Here is a 20,997-nt window from a genome sequence, read left to right as displayed (position 1 = left end):
TAGATGTTAAGACTACCATACTTTTAACTTGCCATTGATGTATCGCTATTCTTCTGAAACCGAATATGAACTACACATCTACAAAAATCACAAGAGCTGAGGATGATGTAAGAATCATAAGTTATGAAGAGTAGCTACCGTACAGATGCTTCAAAAAAAATTGCTCTAGGTTTTGCCCTACCTTGGGTTAAGGAGTTTTCGGGTCAATTTCTTCTCCTTGTATGGATATATGTAGGCTTATGACTTTGCGGATAAGATTCAGGTTCGAATACCATAAAGTGGCTGGCTTTGTCCTTTCGTCATCTTACTATATACCCATTACGTTTTCACACTCCCTTACCACACTCTGCCAATGAGGCTTTCGGGAGTACAGTTTTACTATACCTGTGGTTGTTCCTTTCGCCCTTAGCATTAGTGAGCCTTACCTGCCTCCAGCGGGCTAAAACCAAACTTAAAAGTTAGGGGCTTCACAAAATAGTACGTGTTGCGGGCGGTACAGTAGCCAATATCGGCTCCCATAGCCCGCAGGTGGGTAATGTAACGCCTGAGCATCTTGTCGGTTAAACCAAACTGTTCGGCCAGCTCCTCAGGGGTTCCAGTGGCCTCCTCCTCTATAAGATGTGCTATGTCCATTAGCAGATCTTGTTGCTTCGCGATGTACATAATTCCAAAAATTAAGGGTTACTACTGTGGAGAGAAAACATAACCCCCTCCACTATATGTGATTAAAATGATGGTTTTGTGACAACCTTTTTGGAACTTTTTTTCAAAAATTTTTCTTGGAGTTAATAATCAGCAACTTACATTGCTCAAAGTAGGCGCATGCAACAGATTAAAACAAACGGCAGGATTATATTGTAGGAAGAGGACTTACTTACCCAAAGGGTAAATGTAATTGATGTGAAATACCTTATGCAGATAATTGGGATAAAGGTATACAGCCGAGCAGTTGCACATCAACCCAACAGGCTACTCCACAGGAAACGTCCTTTTACCAGCCATGAGATGCCAAATGCCCAAAGGGCACCGGTCTCGAGCCAGAAGATTAGCTTGTACGCTTCGCGCACTTGGGGAGGTAGAAAGATAAAGCACAAGGCCATAATCAGTAGAAAAAACACTATGGCCAAACCGCATATCCAGTACACAGTGTTTCGTCGCTTCTTGCCAGGAGTCGGCTCCTCTCCTTCGTGGGTCTTGGTAAAAAGGTAAAGCGAGAAGAATACAAAAACACCAAACAGCAGTCCAGCCGAAACAAAATGCATTACCCAAACGGCCTTTACCGAGCTACTGCTGGGGCAAAGCGCAACCCCCAGAGCAAACACAAACCCCAACGTTGCAGCAATATTGTCGATGGGCTTATAGCCTTTGTAGGCAAGTAGAAAAAATCCTAACACGAAAAGGATTCCCACAAATACATCGCGCATTGGGGTATCGTAGTAGCTACTTATGGAACTCTCGAGCGTAAAGCTCCCTGTGCTAATAAAGCCGCCAACAGCAAGGACTATGGGTAATAAAATTCCAAACGAGCCTATAAGGGTTCGTAGGGTGAGGTAGGATATGATCTGTAGGTTCTCTCGATTTGCCATTGACATAGTTTGGATGTGATTGGATGATTGGATGATTGAGTGATTGAGTGATTGAGTGATTGATCTGCCAAAGGCAGGCAGGTTGATTAGATGATTGGTTAACCCTGCTTGCCAGTAAGCAGGTTGACTGACTGACTCTGGCATGATTGGGTAATCAACCAATCACTTTTCTTACCAAAATATCTCGGTTAGTAGATAGGCTCTAAAACCTCCAACTCTCAATTTTATTCCATAGGCCATAAAAGGTGTAGGTTAGCACAAACTCATGGGTTCCGCTATTTACGCTCGACAACCTGTTTAGGGTAAAGTCGAACGCATAGCCAAAGGTAAAATCATCGGTTATCTTGGCATTAACAAACAGCCCCATCGCATCGCCAATCCTATAATGAGTACCAAAGTAGAAGCGTCTCAGATACATAAACTGTGCTGTTAGGTCGGCCGACATTGGCGATCCACCCATAATACCCACCAGTGCTGACGGCAGGAACTCCCAATCCAAGTTAATGGGGAAACGGTACCCTCCCATTAAGTAAAACTGCGGGTTGTAAGGCTCCTTGCTTTCGCGATACTCCTTGTTAAGCCTTGGCTCAATAAGCTTAGGCACTGAGAAACCAGCATAGTACTGGTTGGTGTATAGATGAAAACCAACCCCAAGGTTTGGGCTTATCCGATGTTCGTCGGCCTGAAAGTTGGGATCCGTTGGGTCGTTAACAAACAAACCGCCAATGGCAGCATTGTAGCTACTAATTCCAGCCTTTAAACCCATCGACAGCTTAACCTCTGGGAAAACTGTAATTTGATAGGCATACGACCCCGTTATGTGCGTGTTGCGAAGGGACCCAGCCTTGTCGGTCATCACGTTAAAGCCTAAACCCATATTCTGCTTCACATACGGAGTATGGGCTCCAAAGCTATAAGTTGCTGGTGCTCCATCGAGCCCAATCCATTGGTTCCGTGTGAGCAGGCTTAGGTTTAGCCCATCAACTGTACCCGCAATGGCAGGGTTAAAGGCAATTGGGTTTTGCAAGTAGTTTGTGAAAAGCGGGTCTTGCTGTGCACTAGACTGAGCTGATGCTAACAACATAATAGCTACTACTAAAAACCTTGGCATATAAAAACTTCTCATGTTGCAATAATTTTCGAATTATAAAAACCTCAATTACCTTTTAAGGAAAATATTACCTGTAAACTTCTCATTAGTATCCACAATCTCGATAATGTAGTAGTAAGTACCTGTTGGGAGCGTTCTTCCAACCGACATCGCAGCGCTAGCCTTACCATCCCAATTGTTTTTGTAGTTATTGTTCTGGTAAACAATATGTCCCCATCGGTTGTATATCCTAATTTTTACCTGCCTGTACGCTTCTAGCCCAATGATTTCGAATGTGTCGTTTATACCATCGCCATCGGGCGAGAAGCCCTCGGGGATACGGAATGGTTCAATTTTAATATTGATACTCACGTTGGCCTCGGCACAAGCGCCATACTGGCTGCATACCCTGTAGGTAAACGAGTCGTCGCCAAAGTAACCCAGGTCGGGGGTGTAGGTCAAGGTGTTGTCGATGTTTACAGTAACCATACCATGCAAAGCAACCTGCGAAACGGATAGCTCAGGAGTAATATGCTGTAGGCCCTCATCGTTTGCCAGCACATCAATTACAACCGACTCGTTGCGCATAACCTCAGCCTCATCATCCAAGGCAATAATCTCACTATAAACCACAACCGTAACCTCTGCTTCATCAAAATCGCCATCGGCATCTACAACCCTGTAGATAAATTTTAGCTCGCCAACAAATCCTTGTTCTGGGCTAATCCTTACCTGGTTGGTCTCCAATACTTCAACCTCACCATGATCAATCGCAGCAGTTTGGATATACACATTAATGGGTTTATCATCGAGTTTAGAGTCGTTTGCCAGCACATCTAGCTCAACCGGCATACCCATATGCGTGTAGGCAATGTCTGGAACTGCTACGGGAAAGGCATTCTCCCCTTCCTTAACCGTAATGGTTACTGTTGCCTCATCGTAATCGCCATCCATATCAGCAACTCGATATACGAAAGTGGCTGCCCCCACATAATCGGTTGCTGGCGTAAAAGTTACTGTATTGTCGGCATTTACCGTGGCTGTGCCATAAGTAGCACTACTTTGCACGCTAATGGTAACCGTAATTGGCTCATCCTGTAAGTTAAGGTCATTTTCTAACACTTCAATATCTACAGGGGTGTTGAAACTTGTTCCACGGCTATCGTCCATAGCAATGGGGACAAAGTTCTCGCCTTCCTTAACGGTAACTTTTACCTCAGCATGATCGGCATCACCATTGGCATCGGTTACAAGATACCTAAAGATGGCCACGCCCACATAGTTGGTTGCAGGGGTAAAGTCGATGGTATTATCAGCATTTACAAGTGCGCTACCCTCAGCAGGGTTAGGCTCAGCATAAATGGTAACAACAACGGGTTCATCGTCGAGCCCAGTATCGTTGGCCAGCACATCAATAGTAACCATTGTATTAAAGCTAGTGCCAACCATATCATCGTTTGCGATGGGTCTAGGGTTATCAACATCAATAATACTAACGGTAACAGTTGCAATATCAAAATCGCCATCAATATCAGATAGTTTGTACATAAAGGTCATGGTGCCCATGTAGAAGTTGGCGGGGGTGAACCTTATCTGATTATCATCCAGTACTACCGCCTGTCCAAACTTAGGTTGACGGTATATCTCTATTGATCCAAAACCATCCTCCAGTCCGGTATCGTTTACTAACACATCAATATCAACTGGTATGTTAATATATGTGGTGGCTATATCATCATTGGCCACAGGAATAAAGTTCTCGCCCGACTTTACATTTACAGTTACCGTTGCAAAATCAGCATCGCCATCAACATCGGTAACAGTATATTGGAACATAGACTCTCCAACAAAATCGGTGGCTGGGGTAAACGTAACGGTATTGTCGGGATTAACAACTACCGACCCTTGCGCTGCGTTTGGTTCATAGTTAATGGTTACGGTTATTGGTGTGTCGTCAAGTCCCGTATCGTTGTGCAGCACGTCGATTACCCGCGGTGTGTTGAAGCTGGTGGCCACGCTCACGTCGTTGGCCACGGGGAGGGCGTTGGGCTTCTCCTGAACCGTTACCGTTACGGTGGCCATGTCGAAATCGCCATCCACATCGGTTACCAAGTAGCGGAACGTTACCTCGCCCGTGAAGAGGTTGCTCGGCGTGTACTCGATGGTGCGGCTGGCCGTTACCACCGCGCTGCCAAAGGCGGGTGCCTCGTAAATGGTGAGCGAGCCAAAGCCGTCATCAAGGCCGGTATCGTTGTCCAGCACGTCGATCTCCACCATGGTGTTCACCAGCGTGGTGGCCTCATCGTCGTTGGCCACGGGGATGAAGTTCTCTCCCTCCTTCACCGTTACCGTTACGGTGGCCCAGTCGCTGTCGCCATCGGCATCGGTCACCGTGTACTCGAAGGTGGCCACGCCCACGTAGCCGGTGGCGGGGGTAAACGTCACCGTGTTATCGCCATTGGCCACGGCATTGCCCTGCTCGGGGGTAGCCTGCTGGCGGATGGTCACGGTAATGGGCGTATCGTCAAGGCCAGTATCATTGTACAGCACATCGATTACCCGCGGCGTGTTGAAGCCGGTGGCCACGCTCACGTCGTTAGCTACGGGGATGGCGTTTGGCTTCTCCTGAACCGTTACCGTTACGGTGGCCATGTCGAAATCGCCATCCACATCGGTTAGCAGGTAGCGGAAGGTTACCTCGCCCGTAAAGAGGTTGCTCGGCGTGTACTCGATGGTGTGGCTGGCCGTTACCACCGCGCTGCCAAAGGCGGGTGCCTCGTATATGGACAACGAGCCAAAGCCGTCATCAAGGCCGGTATCGTTAGCCAGCACGTCTATCTCCACCATGGTGTTCACCAAGGTGGTGGCAGCATCGTCGTTGGCCACGGGGATAAAGTTCTCTCCATCCTTCACCGTTACCGTTACGGTGGCCCAGTCGCTGTCGCCGTCGGCATCGGTCACCGTGTACTCGAAGGTGGCCACGCCCACGTAGCCGGTGGCGGGGGTAAACGTCACCGTGTTGTCGCCATTCATCTCAGCATTGCCCTGCTCGGGGGTAGCCTGCTGGCGGATGGTCACGGTAATGGGCGTATCGTCAAGCCCCGTATCGTTGTGCAGCACGTCGATTACCCGCGGCGTGTTGAAGCCGGTGGCCACGCTCACGTCGTTGGCTACGGGGATGGCGTTTGGCTTCTCCTGAACCGTTACCGTTACGGTGGCCATGTCGAAATCGCCATCCACATCGGTCACCTGGTAGCGGAACGTTACCTCGCCCTCGAAGAGGTTGCTCGGCGTGTACTCGATGGTGCGGCTGGCCGTTACCACCGCGCTGCCAAAGGCGGGAGCCTCGTATACGATCAGCGAGCCAAAGCCGTCCTCAAGACCCGTGTCGTTGGCCAGCACGTCGATCTCCACCATGGTGTTCACCAGCGTGGTGGCCACATCGTCGTTGGCCACGGGGATGAAGTTCTCTCCATCCTTCACCGTTACCGTTACGGTGGCCCAGTCGCTGTCGCCATCGGCATCGGTCACCGTGTACTCGAAGGTGGCCACGCCCACGTAGCCGGTGGCGGGGGTAAACGTCACCATGTTATCGCCATTGGCCACGGCATTGCCCTGCTCGGGGCTAGCCTGCTGGCGGATGGTTACGGTAATTGGCTTATCGTCAAGCCCCAGGTCGTTGTACAGCACATCGATTACCCGTGGCGTGTTAAAGCCGGTGGCCACGCTCACGTCGTTGGCTACGGGGGTTGAATTGAGCTTCTCCTGAACCGTTACCGTTACGGTGGCCATGTCGAAATCGCCATCCACATCCGTAACAACATACTGGAAGGTAACTACTCCTGTAAACATATACGACGGAGTGTATGTGATGGTGTTGTTGGAATTAACCACTGCGTTACCAAACTCGGGGGTGGTATGAATAGAAATACTACCAAGTCCATCCTCAAGGCCACTATCGTTAGCAAGAACATCAATGTGTACAGGAATATTAACAAAAGTACTAGCCGCATCGTCGTTGGCAACTGGATTGTGATTTGTTCCTGTTGGCTTAACAAGGATGGTTACAAGGGCAGTATTTGAGCAATCGCCATCGGTATCGCACACCTGATACCTGAACGTTTCAGTACCAAGGAATCCGGTATTTGGTGTGTAGGTAATGGTAAAATCGGGGTTAACCACTGCCACCCCATTGGAGGGTTCAGAGGCAAGGGTTACGCTAGAAACACCATCCTCAAGACCATAGTCGTTGAAAAGCACATCAATCGTAACAGGAGTATCCATTTCGGTAGCGCGATAATCATCAACAGCAACTGGCATTGCATTGGGCTGATCAATAACGGTGAGGTGAACAGTAGCTAAATCGTAATCACCATCAACATCCTGGATAAAGTACTCGAAGCTATCGTCACCAATAAAATCGTTGTTGGGGGTATAGGTAACTGTCCTATTATCATTGATGATAACCGCCCCATTAGCAGGGTGCGAGTGTATGGCCATTGAGCCAAAGCCATCGTCCAAACCGCTATCATTAGCCAGCACGTTGATGGTTTTGGGTGTGTTTTTAATAACAGTTACAATATCGTCGTTGGCTATAGGTGTGTGATTAGCCTCTCTGACATTGATAGTAACAAGCGCTTCGTCGAAATCACCATCGTTATCGGTTACGCGGTAGGTAAAGGTGGCAAAACCCACATAATCAGATGAGGGGGTAAAGATCACCGTATTCTCGGCGGTAACCTCAAGGCTACCCGAAGGTGATGCCGAGCCAACCGCAGTAACGGTTATTGGAATATCGTACAGATTATCATCGTTAAACAGCACATCTACCTCAACTGGCGTATTCATACTTGTACCTCGAAAATCGTCGTTGGCAATGGGCGTAACATCCACCCGATTAACCGTAACAGTTACCGTAGCATTTGCGTGATTATCGAGACGGTTTGTAACCCTATATTGGAATGAGAAATCGCCGTGGTAGTACCTATTGGGTGTATATGTAATGGTATTGTCGTGGTTAACTACCACTGTACCTCGCTCGGGCTGAGTGTGAATAGAAACAGCAACCGGGGCGTAATCCAACCCAAGGTCATTCCCCAACACATCTATATCCACCGCATTCTCCTGATCGGTTGTTACCGCATCGTCTATTGGACGGGGGGTTATATCGTCAATATTGGTTACGGCAACGCTTTGTATTGTAACAGGTTGATAATTCTCATCATCAGTGGACTCGATGGCAAGATTGATGGTATAGGCTTGATCTCCATCGTCAACCAAATCGTCGATACCGGTAACGGTTACCGTTTGCGTTTGATCCCAGTTGCCCGATGTGAAGGTTAGCGATGCAGGGGAAACTGTTCCCTCGGTAACGTCGCTGGAAACAATCGAAATTAACACATCGTCGGTTGGAATAGTATTTAGCCTAACTGTAAAGGATGCCGTTTGGCCTGCCTCGCTGGTTACCAAACCGCTAATTGGGAAAACCGATACCCCAGCGCTGTCATCGTCCTCGTTAATAACCTCAACGTTTGGAATGGCCATATCGTTGTAGGTTAAGTCGTCGCTAACAGCATTGTCGAACTCGATGTAGTAAATCACATTACCATCTATTGCATCGTCGTCGACACCGGTTACGGTTACGGTTTGTTCAATATCCCAATTTGAAGAGGTAAACGTAACTGATGTGGGTAAAACCGTTCCCTCATCAACGTTAGATGATGAAATACCAATGGTAACATCGGCTGTGGGCTGGCTATTGAGCACTATGGTAAAGGTTGCCTGCCCACCGCCCTCGGTGGTATTACCCGATATTGATGAAACGTTTATACCAGCCGCATCATCCTCAATAAACTCTACGGAAACATCTGCAGGATTAAAATTGCGGTATTTCACATCGTCGGAAACTATCTTATTAGTGATAACGGTTATTGTTTCGTCGCCCTCATCAACTAAATTGTTAACGGGAGTAACTGTAACCAGCTTTGGAGTTTTCCAATCGGTTGGGCTGGCGGTTTCGAAAGTAACTGAAGCTGGCGAAACCGTTAGCCTGCTGGCGTTGTTTGACTCTAGGGGAATCTGAACGTTATGGGTTGGACGGCTATTAAGCACTATGGTGAAGAACTTACTTTCACCGTTCTCGTTTACAGTTAAACTAGTTGGGGTGACTATAACACCCCAGGTATCGTTATCGTTATTTACAACGCTTACATTGACAGCATCAAGATCTTTATAGTGCTCATCTTCAGATTCGGCTGGGTGAGTAACTATGTAGTACGGTATATTGCCGTCATCGTAATCATCATCAACACCAATAACAGTAATTGTAACGGGACTGTTCCACTCGCTTGGCTCGAAGGTAACATATGCCTCGTTCGCAGCAGCGTTAACAGTTCCCCTTGTTACATGGGTAACAACACCCTCTGTAGGGGTGTCGGAGCTTAGCTTAATGCTTACAGGGTGAGATGGCATACTTGCCAGAACTATGGTAAATGTGGCAGTTCCTCCCGCCTCACTAGTTACTAAACCTGGGGTTGGGCTAACGAAAATTTTTGCCTCGTCGTTGTCGTTATTTACGGCTGGAATAGTAATATCGGCAAAATTATAGGCAGCATCGCCTGCTGATGATGTGGCAAGAATAATACTATAACCAACTGATCCATCTACTATATCATCATCCTGACCAGTAACCGTAACGGTTTGGGGCGTGTTCCAAGTGGTTGGGCTAAAGGTTAGCACTGCGGGAGAAACAACCCCTTCATCTGTATTTGACGATGAAACGGCAACGGTAACATCGTCGTAGGGCTTCGATTTCAGGCTTACCGTGAAGGAATCCTCCACATCGGGTTCAGATGTTTCAAGCGATGCTTTGGAGAGAATAAGTCCCACCTCATTGTTATCAATATTCACAAGGTTCACCTTGGGGATAGTGATATTACTACCATTATACTTGGGATCGGTACTAGCAGCAGTAATGGTAACCGTGTAGTCCACATTACCATCAACGAAGTCGTCGTTCACACCACGTACGGTAACCTCCTGAGCAACGCTCCAATTTGCTGTAGAAAAAGTTAATGTTGCACCAGCAATTACTTCTCCTTCTAGCGAGTTGTCGGATAATGATGTTATGGTAACGGTGTGAGTAGGCTGCGAGTTGAGCCTTACAGAAAACTTAGCCTCACCAAGGTCTTCGGTAGTTTGGAAAGGATCGGTTATTTGGGTAATGGTTACACCCGCAGTGTCATCATCAATATTCTTAAGGCTAATGCTAGTGTTGTGAGCCGATCCGTAATTGGGGTCGATGCTACTAACGGCTACATTGATTTGGTAGTCAACATCGCCATCGTCGATAAAATCGTTTTGCCCAGTTACCACAACTGTAATAGGGGTAGCCCAATTTGCATTGGTAAACTGAACATTATGGTTGTTCCCAGTAACAGTGGAGCCGCCTATGCTGGAAATAAGCCCCTCAGAGGTATTGCTTGAGCTAAGATTGATGTTTACATTTTCGACGGGTTCACTATTGAGACGAATCGAGAACTCAACTGTTCCTCCTGCCTCTGTTGTTTGGAAGGGGGATGTGAGCTGGGTAATGGTGATTCCTGCAACATCATTATCCTCATTTATAAGTGTAACGATTTTGTTTAATGCTGCATCGTACTTGGAATCGGCACCACTTACGGCAACAAGAACGGTGTACTCCTGAGGTCCATCCTGTACATCGTCGTTTTGCCCTGTAACGGTAACAGTTTTTGGAGTATTCCAATCTGTATCATCAAAGGTTATCGTTCCGTTACCCGTTACAATTCCCTCAGTTTCATCCTGCGATGTTGAGGTAATGGTAACCTCTCCCTCAGGCTTTGTATTAAGCACAACAGTAAATGTGGCTGTGCCTCCGTCCTCGGTTGTATTTCCACTGGGCGCAGATACGGTTATGCCGGCAGTGTGGATATCGGTTACATTTACCGTAATATCGCCAGCAGATATTGCTGTGTAATTTGGATCGGTACATGATGTAGGTGCTCCTATTACAATAGTATAGGTTTGGTTTCCATCGTCAATTTGGTCGTCAATGGCCGTTACGTTAATGGATACATCGGCCCAACTATCATGGGTAAATACGGCCTCATTGGCCGACAGGGTTATCTCGTTCACATTGGGCGATGCGAAAGTGTATGTTACGGTAGTGCCCTCGGCTGGCTGGGAGTTTAACCCAATGGTAAAGGTACCTGCTGCTGCTCCCTCGGTAATATTAAGGGTCCGCCCGGTAATCGTAACACCTGCCTCGTCGTTATCGGCATTGGTAACCGTTACAGCAGCTGTAACGGTTGAAAAATCAGAATCGCCACTTGTGTAGGCCAAAGTTAAGGTGTAGGTTTGGTTACCGTCCATCTCATCGTCATCCACACCAGTAACCGTTACGTATTGGTACACATTCCAATTGTCTGGAGTGAATGTTAAGGTTAGGTCATCCTCATGAATCGACCCCTCAAATACATCGAGTCCAGTAATTGAAATAACAACGTTGCTAGATGGCTTGGCAGTTAGACGCACCCCAAAACTATCGGAGGTTTCATTCTCCGAAGTGGCAAGGGTGGTTTTAGTTAGTTCAAGCCCTGCCAAATCGTTATCGAGATTTGTAGCATTAACCTCCACGTTGGGTAGCGCATCGTACTTGGCATCGCCAGAGGAGTTGAGAATTATTTTATAGGGTTGTGGGCCATCAATCACATCATCGTCCACTCCGGTGACCGTAACATCCTGATAGGTATTCCAGTTGACGGTGGTGAATGTTAATGACGCTGGCGAAACCACGCCTTCGTTGGTATCAGTTGATGAAACCGCGACGGAAATAGCTGCTGTTGGCTTCGAGGTTAATCGTACCCTAAGAGTTTGGCTAACATCGGGCTCAGATGTTTCAATGGTTAGTGGGGTGTGCTGTATCCCGGCAGTATTGTTGTCCTCGTTCAGGGCATACACCACGGCCGTTTTGCCTAGGTACTCTGATGCACTTCCGGCTCTTACGGTAACATTTACTTGGTACTCCACATCATCATCATCAACATCATCAGGCACTCCCGAAATGGTTATGGTTCGTACATCATCAACACTCCAGCCCTCTTTAGTGAATGTAACTGTTGAGGGTGAAACTGTTCCCTCGCTGGTATTCGACGATGCTATATCGATGGTTACCGATGTGCTTGGACGAGTCTCGAGCTTAATGGTGAAGGTTGGTTTATCGCCGCTTGGATCCTCGTAGGTTCTTATCCTGTCGCTAGTTGTAGTTGTTGGGGCAATGGTTAGGGCCGCAACATCATTATCCTGATTGGTAACCGAAACGCTAGTCGTTTTACCCTGATAGTTAGCATCCGAGCTGGAAGATGAAAGGTTAATGGTGTAGGGATAATCGCCATCCTGAATATCGTCATCTACACCAGTAACGGTAATAGTTTGTGGGGTATCCCAGTTGTCGGGTGAAAACTCAATGGATTCATCGGAGATTATTCCCTCAGTATCTACCACACCTGAGAAGGTTACGATAACATTATGGGTTGGCTTAGATGTAAGGGCAACGGTGAATGAGTCGTGTCCCCCAGCCTCTGTTGTAGTTAAAGGTGAACCAACCACACTTAGCCCCGCCACATCAATATTACTATTGATAACAGTAACATCATCGGGATCCATTCCTGCATAGTGGGGATCGGTACCGGTGGCTGGATGTAGGGTAATGGTGTAGGTTACGCCATCGTTTACAACGTAATCGCGACCGGGAGTAACAGTTACATCAACGCCTGTGCTGTAGTTGGCTGTTGTTAGGGTTATGCTAGCCGGTGACACGGTTCCCTGCTCGGTATTACCCGACTCAATGGCAATCACCACATCATTAATGGGTTCGGTATCGAGACTCACGTTAAAGGTAACAGGGTCGCCACTCTCAGTTGTGTTTAGGGTGGTTGGAGAAACTGTGATGCCGGGCTGATTGACATGTATCACTGCATTGCTTGTGTTGCTTAGCTCCACCTCGCAATTTGTATTACTTGCAGTTACAACAAACTCGTTAGCCCCAATGGTAAGGCTTGCAGAAGGAATACTAATGGATAAGGGGGATCCTGTTCCAGATTCCGATGTAACTAGACTACCGCTTTTGTATACACTATAATTAACATCAACCTGTGATGAGCCCAGTGTAATTGTGCCCGTTTTACCCGGGTCAACGGTACTGCCAGCAACGGTCATTCCCACATTGGGTTGTGCAATTACAGTAACCGCCCTAGCAGCCGAAGTGTTAGTACATGTGTATTTGGTAACCTTTAGGGTATAATCGCCAGCGTTAGCTGTGGATGCACTAGCAACAGAGTATGTTTTATCGGTTGAGATAACCGAGCCATCTTTACGCCACTCGTAGGTTGCATTATTCTCAGTTGCTGAGAGCACCAATGGCTCTCCAATGCAAACGTCTAAATCGCCAGTGAAAGTGGTTATGGGAGCAACCTCAACCTCAAACTCGCGAGTTGAGGCACAGGTAAGGCCTTCAACTGTTTTGGTAACGGTAAGGGACCATGTGCCCATAGTAGGCGATGCTACATTGATGCCCTTTGTATCATACTTTGTGCCTGTGGGCGATTCCCACTCGTAATCGGCACCAGCCTCAACAGCATTTAAAATAAGGTTATTGCCAGTACATACTATTGGGTTTCCGGTAAACTCAAGACTTGGACTAACCTGCACCGCAAACTCGGTTACCACCTTCGAGAGGCCATCATCGACCATAAGGTAAATAATTGCCTTACCCGATATATTGGGCACTGGAGTAACGATAACGGTTCTATCCTCGTCAGCACCAACTATTACAATATTGCCATGGGGCACAAAATCGGGGTCGGAGGAGAATCCTGTAACAGTAAGTTCACTCGCCGAGGTTTCAACATCAGCAACCGTAAAAGGAATTTCGCCGGTTCCAACATTGGTGCAAATACGCTGATCGGGAATATCCGTAATGGTTGGAGGAGTATTAAAGACTAGGTAAATATAATCTGAGTTATTGCTCGTGTTTCCAGTGGCATCAATGGCTTCCCACTCGAAGTATGTCTTACCATGAAATCCCGATGTGGGTGTATAGGTAAGTAGCCCAATATTGCCAACGGAAACTTCCTGGTTAACACTAACACTACTTCCATTGTACTGCAGTTGACCCTCACTGGGTATGGACTTGATGCGTATGGCGCTCAGCGCCACACTGCCAGGGTGAAAATACTTGTACTCCAAGGTCTCTCTATCGAAGGTTACCACCTCATCAATTCCCTTCTCGATGTACACATCGCCCACCCAAGGGGCGCTGCCATCTACGCACTTATGGGCACTTTGCTGCACCACCACATCGAAGCTACTGTACCCAAGGTCGATGGCGTTGAACCATGTGTTCATGGTATTCTCCTCGCCATTATGTCGAGTTCCTTGCCAATCGGATCGGTACATCCAGTTTCGGGGGACATGGTTTTCTACCCTTAGCTGCTTTTGCTGGGTGTTATCCATTAAGCCAGTTGGGGGGTCGTTCACATCGCCCCAACGGGTAATTTGGGTATCATCCCAATAGATGGTGGTGTTAAGCTTGCTAAACGGACGTATTGCCGATGTGGTAATCCCGCTTAATGTTTCCACATCGTAAAGCGGAAAATGCGAGGGAGCTCTACCCAAGAATGTGGCAGAGGCATTGTACGTTTTATTGGCAACAGGTGCACCGTTGTCGTTCTTAAAATCCCAAAGGATATAGTTTAGCCCTCGCTTAAGCTCGCGATAGATAACCCTATCGCTACCGTCGACTGAGTATTCGCCATCCTCATCAATATCGAGGAGAATAACGGTATAGCCATCGAGGCTTGTTTCGATTTTGAAAAAGGTTACATCATCAAAGGTGCAACCCTCCCTATTCTTCTCGAGGGTAACAGAGGAAGTGCTGAGGGGGAGGTATAGTGGATCGCGGTTGTAGTTATAGTCCATAAACAGCTCCTCCTCGGCCCAAACCTGAACCTGTGGTGGAGGAAGCTTTGTGTTAGGCCAAACGGCTCTATCGGGATCGTTAAGGAAGATTGGGTATTCGGGTATATCGGAGTCACCACTAATCTGATCCTGCTCCATACTCTGTGTCCTTTTCACGTAGTTGGCCTCCGATGAGTTTGTTCGAATGCCAAAGCTATTGGCCAGGAAAATAAAGGAGAATGGTGTCATCTCGAAGTTTACCTTGTTCACAAACTCGTCCTCGGTAAAAACATAGAAATGAGCATTTACCGGGTAGTTATCGAAGCTTGTGTTGGTTAGCTGCCATCCGTACGACCAAAGCCGGCCAGCCGAGCGGTTAGGATCGCCCGGATTGGTAACCACATTGCCAGCGTCATCGGTAACGGTTACATCGAAAAACTCGAGGGCAAAACGATAATACTGTTGTCTTTTATTAAACTCAATATAGTGGTTACCCGTTGATGTGGCGGTGTAAACAAATGGAGTATAACCTCCGCTAATTGGATTCCCATTGAGTAGTACCCCGTTAGGCCCAGCAATAGCCCTCTCCCATGTTCCTATGTAACCTGTTCCGCTCGTTGGAATTAGCCGTTCATCACCAACTTCAGGAAAAACCTTTGTGCCAGATGGATCCTTTACCCTAAAGTATAAGTTGTTAGGATTCTGCGATACATTTCCCCCATAGTTCACCGTATTCATCTTCATGCCAAAGTGCATTGTCTCTCCCTCCTTTAGGTAGATATAGATACGCTCCTTCTCGTTGGCATTGTAATTCCCAAAGTTGCCTCCAGCAAAAACATTAAATTCAAGGTAAAGTGGGTACTCCTTTATGGGCATCAACTGCTTGGTGCCCTCCTGAGCAAACGATGATAGAAAAACAACAGACAGAACGGCAAGGGTAAACAATCGTTTCATAAATTTCAAAGGTTTGGTTGGCTTCTTACTATCTAAACAATATCCGTACTTGAGACATAAGGTTTTATCCCATTTTTAAAATCGTAAACAAAATTAAACTTTTAATCGTAACGATGATATTTATCATCGAAATGATTAGCATAAATCAACGCTAGGCCATAAAAAATGGCAGTTTGCCATAGGGTGGAAAAGGTATGTTAAAGAACATACCTGTATGTGGGGCAAGGAAAAGTTACTTCGATTACTTTTTATGGTGTGGAAATGGGGAAAAGGCTGTGCAAACATACCCTGGGTGGCTCAAGGTATGGGATTGGTTACTTTGCATTTGTGCTTTTATATTACTGTGGCAATCCAAGCTATAAATCGCGAAAAGGGGACTAACAAAAGCTGAGCGGCTAAAGTTCCTAACAATCGACTTACTATCATTAACCTAATAATTTTCCGAAATCTAATCTCGGAGAATTTGCCTTCAATCACATCATCTGTAAGACCCGATAGGTAAGGGTCGATAAATACAAACATAAGTATTGTAGCTAACCCATTAACTACTGCCGATAAGGTACTTGAGGTGGTTCTGAGGTCGGGCTCAATAAATCCAGCATATAACGATGATAGCACTCCAACGGTTAAAATTGCAACTGCCAGAATATTGTAAACGAATAGCTTAACAGGAAAATCGGCCCATAATGATTTATCGACAGCAAAGTTGCGCCTGTCGGGGAGCTTGAGCTCTTTCTTAAACTGGTTTATCCCTGTTTTGGTAAACCCGTGTAAAATTAGTCGTGGAACCGACTTGTGAAGGCTAAAATTCTCGACGGCACTTGACAATACTCTCTGAAATGTGGGCACCAGCAGTCCACCAATAATAGTAGCCAAAGTTGTTGAGGCAAGTATTAATCTAATCTCGAATGTGCCGGGATTAATCCCAAGGTTTATGTTGTTCTCAATCCATTTTGCGAGTAAAGGTGCCTGAAAAAATTTGATGTCCTTGAAATGAGCACCATAATGTTAAATAATGCGAAGGATATTGCTATTTTTCTGGTTCTAATGCCAACAATCCGCACGGAGTAAGACAGGGTGCTTACCATGTGAATACTAGAACTAAAAGTATCTGTATTGTTATTAGGTTACTGTTTTGTTAAAGCGTTGCAAGGTAAAAAAGTCAAATAAATTCATTGTGCAAATCTAAAGGCAGGCAGAACACGAGCGGGCGAAACCGCTCCGAGTACCAAGTCATCAACCCATCTCGGCTCGTCACTTTCTGACGAGACGAGACTACACCTCTTGTTACCGTGTGCTATTAATCTTCTTTGTCATTCTAAAGTTAATCAATTCTTTAGTTTTAGATTTTTTCAATTGTTGCTTTTCCACAATATATCCTTTGTTTTCAAAGAATCTTTTTGCTGTTAGGCTAACATCTGAGTAAATTATGTCATTGTATTGTTCGATTGCCTTTCTCTCAATTTCAGATAAAAGGGCACTTGCTACCCCTTTTCCTTGAGTGTCTTTGTCCACAAACATAAAATCTAAATATCCGTCAAGTGCCAATGAACTAAAACCTACAATCTTGTTTTCTTTCTCTGCTACAACAAAATATTGTTCTTGCATTTTTACTAACCACTTATCAATGTCAGCTTTCCAAGATGACCAGTCGTCGACTTCTTCTTGGGAATAATCCCTTATGTTAATATTTTGAATCGTATCATAAAATAATTGCGTTAAATCTCCAACATCTGACTCATTCGCCTGTCTTACTGATATATCATACGAATCGGTATCGTATTTTAACAATTCTAAATATGGGTCACCTTTCAAACCTAGTAATTGAGCAAAAGCATGTTCTGTCTTTATTCCTTGTTTTTTTAATTCTATTATCTGATTTTTGAATTCAGACCCCTTTTCTTGCAAAATTTGTCTTTCAATCAACATGTGTCGAAAAGAATTTTGTTTTTCAGTCGGTATGTTTTGCCCAAATATTTCAATTTTCTGACTTTTATACGAAAAGCTTGCAATTGTCGACTTTACTCCATAATGGGTATTTGTCCAAATCTGGAAATCAAGATATTTACCAAATTTATCAGTCAAATCCTTAGCATACGCAGTATGGTCTTTACATTCACAGATTATATCTAAGTCGCTATCAGGTACGTCAATCTCAATCGGTATTGTACCTGTTAAAATGGGATTATATTTTTTCAAGTAATCAAAAATCGCTAATTCGTTTAATAATAAATAAGCAATTTTCTGTCTTTTATTTCCCGTTTTAAGGTAATCAATATTTTTGAAATCAATCATTATTTTTTTTCGTTCTTTGTCAGGTTATTTTTATAGGTAATGATGCCAAAAATAGTTGGTGATTTTTTGTGAAATTAACTTTATATTACTCCCGTAAGGCCGAAGAGGAATGAGGGTCGTTTTCTCAAATGCAGGGTAGCGGCTGGGGGTTGTGAGCAGTGGGGGAGTTCGTGGCGCATCGTCATCATCCGCCGTTAGTGCCTCCCCAATGCGGGTTCTGCCGACTCAAAGTCATCACATCCCCCACATTGCTTACACCCCTTGTTAGCAAATGTGGTTTTGATAATTCGTAAGGAGAAAGGTTTAGGGGATCAACGACCAATTGTCTTACTTGAAGAAAGCGACGGAAACGGGGCAAACTAACCCCATTCCGTTTTTTCGCTACACAATTATGTGGACGTCCCGTTAACGTTTAAAAAACAATTGGCTGCCCACCCTGTCCTTGCTTACTACTCGAATGTAATACGTACCGGATGGAAGTGATCCAAGCGAAAGCTGAACAGATTCTCCTTTGGTTTTAACAGATTTAACAACACCCATGCTAGACCAGAGCTGCACTTCGTAGGTGGTTTCTGATGATAGGCCACTAGTCGTACCAAGCAGTTTCTCTTTCCCTCCCAAAGTTACCATTACATTATCGGAAGCGGGATTAGGGGAAATGGAAAACTCTATCGGTAGACTTGGTGGGTCAATTATACCCCCTCCGCTACTTCTGATGGTAAGGTAGACTGTAGTGTAAGAACTCATCCCACATTCGTTCTCTCCTTGCACGGTGAAACTGCCTGTACCCACGCTGGTTGGGTTTACGTAAACAAAGTTGCCGTTATCAACAAGGTTAAAGCAGGAGGAGCCAGAGTTCTTCTCCGCAACCCAGCTGGCATTGGCACTCCCCGACTGTTTAATGAAGAATAATTGCAGGCTGGTGGTGGGGCTGCCATAGGTTAAGTTGTAACTTACTGATGAAGTCGTTTTGGTAACACTGCCATTGCTGATGTATGGGCGCAGGGGAGTTCCCACGCTTACTGTAAGGGGTGTTAGGGGAATGCTTTTCCCCTGGTAGGTTACCATGGCATTTACTTGCCCCAACCCGTTGCTGCTCTTCGCAATCACCGCGCTACCACCCCCTTGTCCCGACACGAGTGAGAGGCTGCCGCTAACAATCCACTGAACAGTAGCATCTGGCAGAAGGTTCAATATGCTATATGTTTCCTGCGAGCAAACAGTGGTAGGCCCATTAATGTATGGCATTGGGGTCGTCACTGATATTGCGCTGCACAGTCCCGATGTACCCGCGCTGGATACCGATTTCACAGCAAACTGGTAGGTATTGCCCGGCTGCAAATCGGTAGCAGCGAATGAGGGAGAGGTGGCTGTTCCTATGCGAATATTCCCTGAGGTAACATCATATACCTCGTAGCTAGTAGCACCCTGCATGGCGTTCCAGGAAAGCATGGCGTTGAAGTATGTTACCCCTGTAGCGTTGAGGCCAGTGGGGGTGGCGGGAGCGGTGGTGACGCTGAGCCCCCCGCTGGTGGCAGAGTTTCCTGCCAAGTCAGTGACGGTTACGTAGGCGGTATAATCAGTACCCGGAAGGAGGTTGCCGCTACTCACGTTTTTAACCCAGCTGATCTCGGTGCCATTACACGTTTCGGTTGCTCTGGTTATGCCTCCTTGGTCTTTCAGCGCAATGGTGAACTGCTTAATGCCCTTACGCCCCACGTTGGGGTTCACATCGGAGTATTGTTTCGACATCGCATCGGTGGCATCGAACTCGAAGGTAATCGAGTTGCTGCCAGAGTCACCGTACTTGGTTAGCGTAATATCGGTGGGCGGGTTGTTATCCACAATAACCTCAAACAATCCAGAGGAGGAAACATTAACGGAGCTGCCGTTCTTGTACGCCTTAAAATATACAGGCATAGGATACCGATAATCAGGTGTACCCGTCGGGGGTTGAATGTACAGGTCGAAGATGGCCGTTTGCGAGGAATCAATGGTTATGGGGTTATTGCCATAAGCAATATCTACCCAGCTACCCCATGCGGCAAACGATAAACCCTTATCAATGCTCACGCTAAACGGGCCGTTGGTGTTACAAGCAATCAGCGATCTAAGGCTAAAACTCGTGTTGGCCTTTACGGGGTAGCACCTGTACTGCGTGGAATCGGTTTTGGGAATGGTAACGGTAAAATCTTGAGCTGTGGCTCCTAGCACCATGCACAGCAGCATCGCTGTGCCAACTAATCTCTTAGTCATAATAATTGTATTTAAGGTTAAACAATTAGTTATCAGAAATACAACGTACGCTCTGTCCCGTATCCTTTGGGAAAGCCCCACGACCAATGGTTGTGAACAGTTCGCTGATGCTACGCATCCAAAGCATTTTTCCTTCAATATGAGGAATGCTATCTACGTAGTAATCTGTAGATGACCAAAAAAAGGCCATCTTGTTTTTATAGTAAAAGGTATCACCAACCCTGCACCCCCCAGGAAGTGCAGTGAAGCCGCTGCTGTTGTCGGCGGGGTTGGGTGCGTTCCAGTGCAGGATTCCAACCTCCTTGAGCCTGCCCCCAACCACGGCATTAGTCCCGGTTCCGTTGGGGTCAAAGGCGTTTTCGCCATTGTCTAGGTACGTAACCAGGGTGATCCACTCCTCATCGCTGGGTACGTGCCAACCATCGGGGCAGAGGTTACGCTGGTCCGCCACGGCGTGACCGTTGTACAGCAGCCCGTAGGTGGCAAGGCTGTCGGGATCAGCGGTGTCATCGTAGGCGCAGTAAATACCCTCGGTCTCGTAATAGATAATATCGTAACCAGCCGAAACCGGCAAGTGCGTAATGAAATCGCCGTTGCTGTAACGGGTTACCCTCAGGTTCTCTGCCATCCACGTTTGGTAGCCAATGGTAATGGTTTTGTATTCATTCCCATCAATATCTGTCACCATCCCGTACTCCTTGTCGGGGTTGAACACAGCTGTAGATTTTCCCTTGCGGGGTGTGGGATCGTCCTTGCAGCATCCCAACATGCTAAATATCAAAACTATGATTATTATCGATATGTTGGTCTGATATTCTTTCATATTGTTTAAAATTAATG

General features: G+C 46.3%; 7 protein-coding genes and 1 pseudogene. All 8 read right to left on the bottom strand.

Annotated elements, in window-relative coordinates:
• Positions 1–411 precede the first annotated feature (411 nt).
• The 8 genes and pseudogenes from G8O23_RS14075 to G8O23_RS14040 all read right to left on the bottom strand — a co-directional run bounded on the left by G8O23_RS14075 (position 412) and on the right by G8O23_RS14040 (position 20,980).
• On the bottom strand, positions 412–663 hold the full coding sequence (locus tag G8O23_RS14075; protein ID WP_166365930.1) for an HTH domain-containing protein: 252 nt from the start codon (positions 661–663) through the stop codon (positions 412–414).
• 293 nt (positions 664–956) lie between these two features.
• Entirely contained in the window at positions 957–1,586 is a 630-nt protein-coding gene (locus G8O23_RS14070) for a DUF998 domain-containing protein (protein WP_166365928.1), read from the bottom strand.
• A gap of 202 nt (positions 1,587–1,788) precedes the next feature.
• Positions 1,789–2,697: a PorP/SprF family type IX secretion system membrane protein gene (locus G8O23_RS14065; protein ID WP_166365946.1), complete on the bottom strand. Its 909-nt coding sequence runs from the start codon at positions 2,695–2,697 to the stop codon at positions 1,789–1,791.
• A gap of 48 nt (positions 2,698–2,745) precedes the next feature.
• Positions 2,746–15,606 (bottom strand): Ig-like domain-containing protein, encoded by a 12,861-nt coding sequence (locus tag G8O23_RS14060; protein WP_166365926.1) that lies wholly within the window; start codon positions 15,604–15,606, stop codon positions 2,746–2,748.
• 333 nt (positions 15,607–15,939) lie between these two features.
• Positions 15,940–16,694 (bottom strand): annotated as a pseudogene (locus tag G8O23_RS14055) (lipid II flippase Amj family protein).
• A gap of 199 nt (positions 16,695–16,893) precedes the next feature.
• A complete protein-coding gene (locus G8O23_RS14050) occupies positions 16,894–17,901 on the bottom strand; it encodes a GNAT family N-acetyltransferase (protein WP_166365924.1) in 1,008 nt (335 codons plus the stop codon).
• A 405-nt stretch (positions 17,902–18,306) separates the two neighbouring features.
• Positions 18,307–20,157 (bottom strand): fibronectin type III domain-containing protein, encoded by a 1,851-nt coding sequence (locus G8O23_RS14045; RefSeq protein WP_166365922.1) that lies wholly within the window; start codon positions 20,155–20,157, stop codon positions 18,307–18,309.
• A 25-nt stretch (positions 20,158–20,182) separates the two neighbouring features.
• Positions 20,183–20,980 carry a fibrobacter succinogenes major paralogous domain-containing protein gene (locus G8O23_RS14040; protein WP_166365920.1) on the bottom strand — a complete coding sequence of 266 codons (798 nt, stop codon included), beginning with the start codon at positions 20,978–20,980 and terminating at the stop codon, positions 20,183–20,185.
• Between the last annotated feature and the right edge of the window lie 17 nt (positions 20,981–20,997).

Origin of the sequence: Perlabentimonas gracilis (genome assembly GCF_011174675.1) — a bacterium.
Lineage (GTDB): Bacteria > Bacteroidota > Bacteroidia > Bacteroidales > Tenuifilaceae > Perlabentimonas > Perlabentimonas gracilis.
Note: the sequence above shows the minus strand (reverse complement) of the source record. Positions and strands in the feature narration are given on the sequence as shown.

What these genes read in the sequence shown, in the direction of transcription:
- G8O23_RS14075 (WP_166365930.1), bottom strand. Translation starts at nt 663, where the DNA reads ATGTACATCGCGAAGCAACAAGATCTGCTAATGGACATAGCACATCTT.
- G8O23_RS14070 (WP_166365928.1), bottom strand. Translation starts at nt 1,586, where the DNA reads ATGGCAAATCGAGAGAACCTACAGATCATATCCTACCTCACCCTACGA.
- G8O23_RS14065 (WP_166365946.1), bottom strand. Translation starts at nt 2,697, where the DNA reads ATGCCAAGGTTTTTAGTAGTAGCTATTATGTTGTTAGCATCAGCTCAG.
- G8O23_RS14060 (WP_166365926.1), bottom strand. Translation starts at nt 15,606, where the DNA reads ATGAAACGATTGTTTACCCTTGCCGTTCTGTCTGTTGTTTTTCTATCA.
- G8O23_RS14050 (WP_166365924.1), bottom strand. Translation starts at nt 17,901, where the DNA reads ATGATTGATTTCAAAAATATTGATTACCTTAAAACGGGAAATAAAAGA.
- G8O23_RS14045 (WP_166365922.1), bottom strand. Translation starts at nt 20,157, where the DNA reads ATGACTAAGAGATTAGTTGGCACAGCGATGCTGCTGTGCATGGTGCTA.
- G8O23_RS14040 (WP_166365920.1), bottom strand. Translation starts at nt 20,980, where the DNA reads ATGAAAGAATATCAGACCAACATATCGATAATAATCATAGTTTTGATA.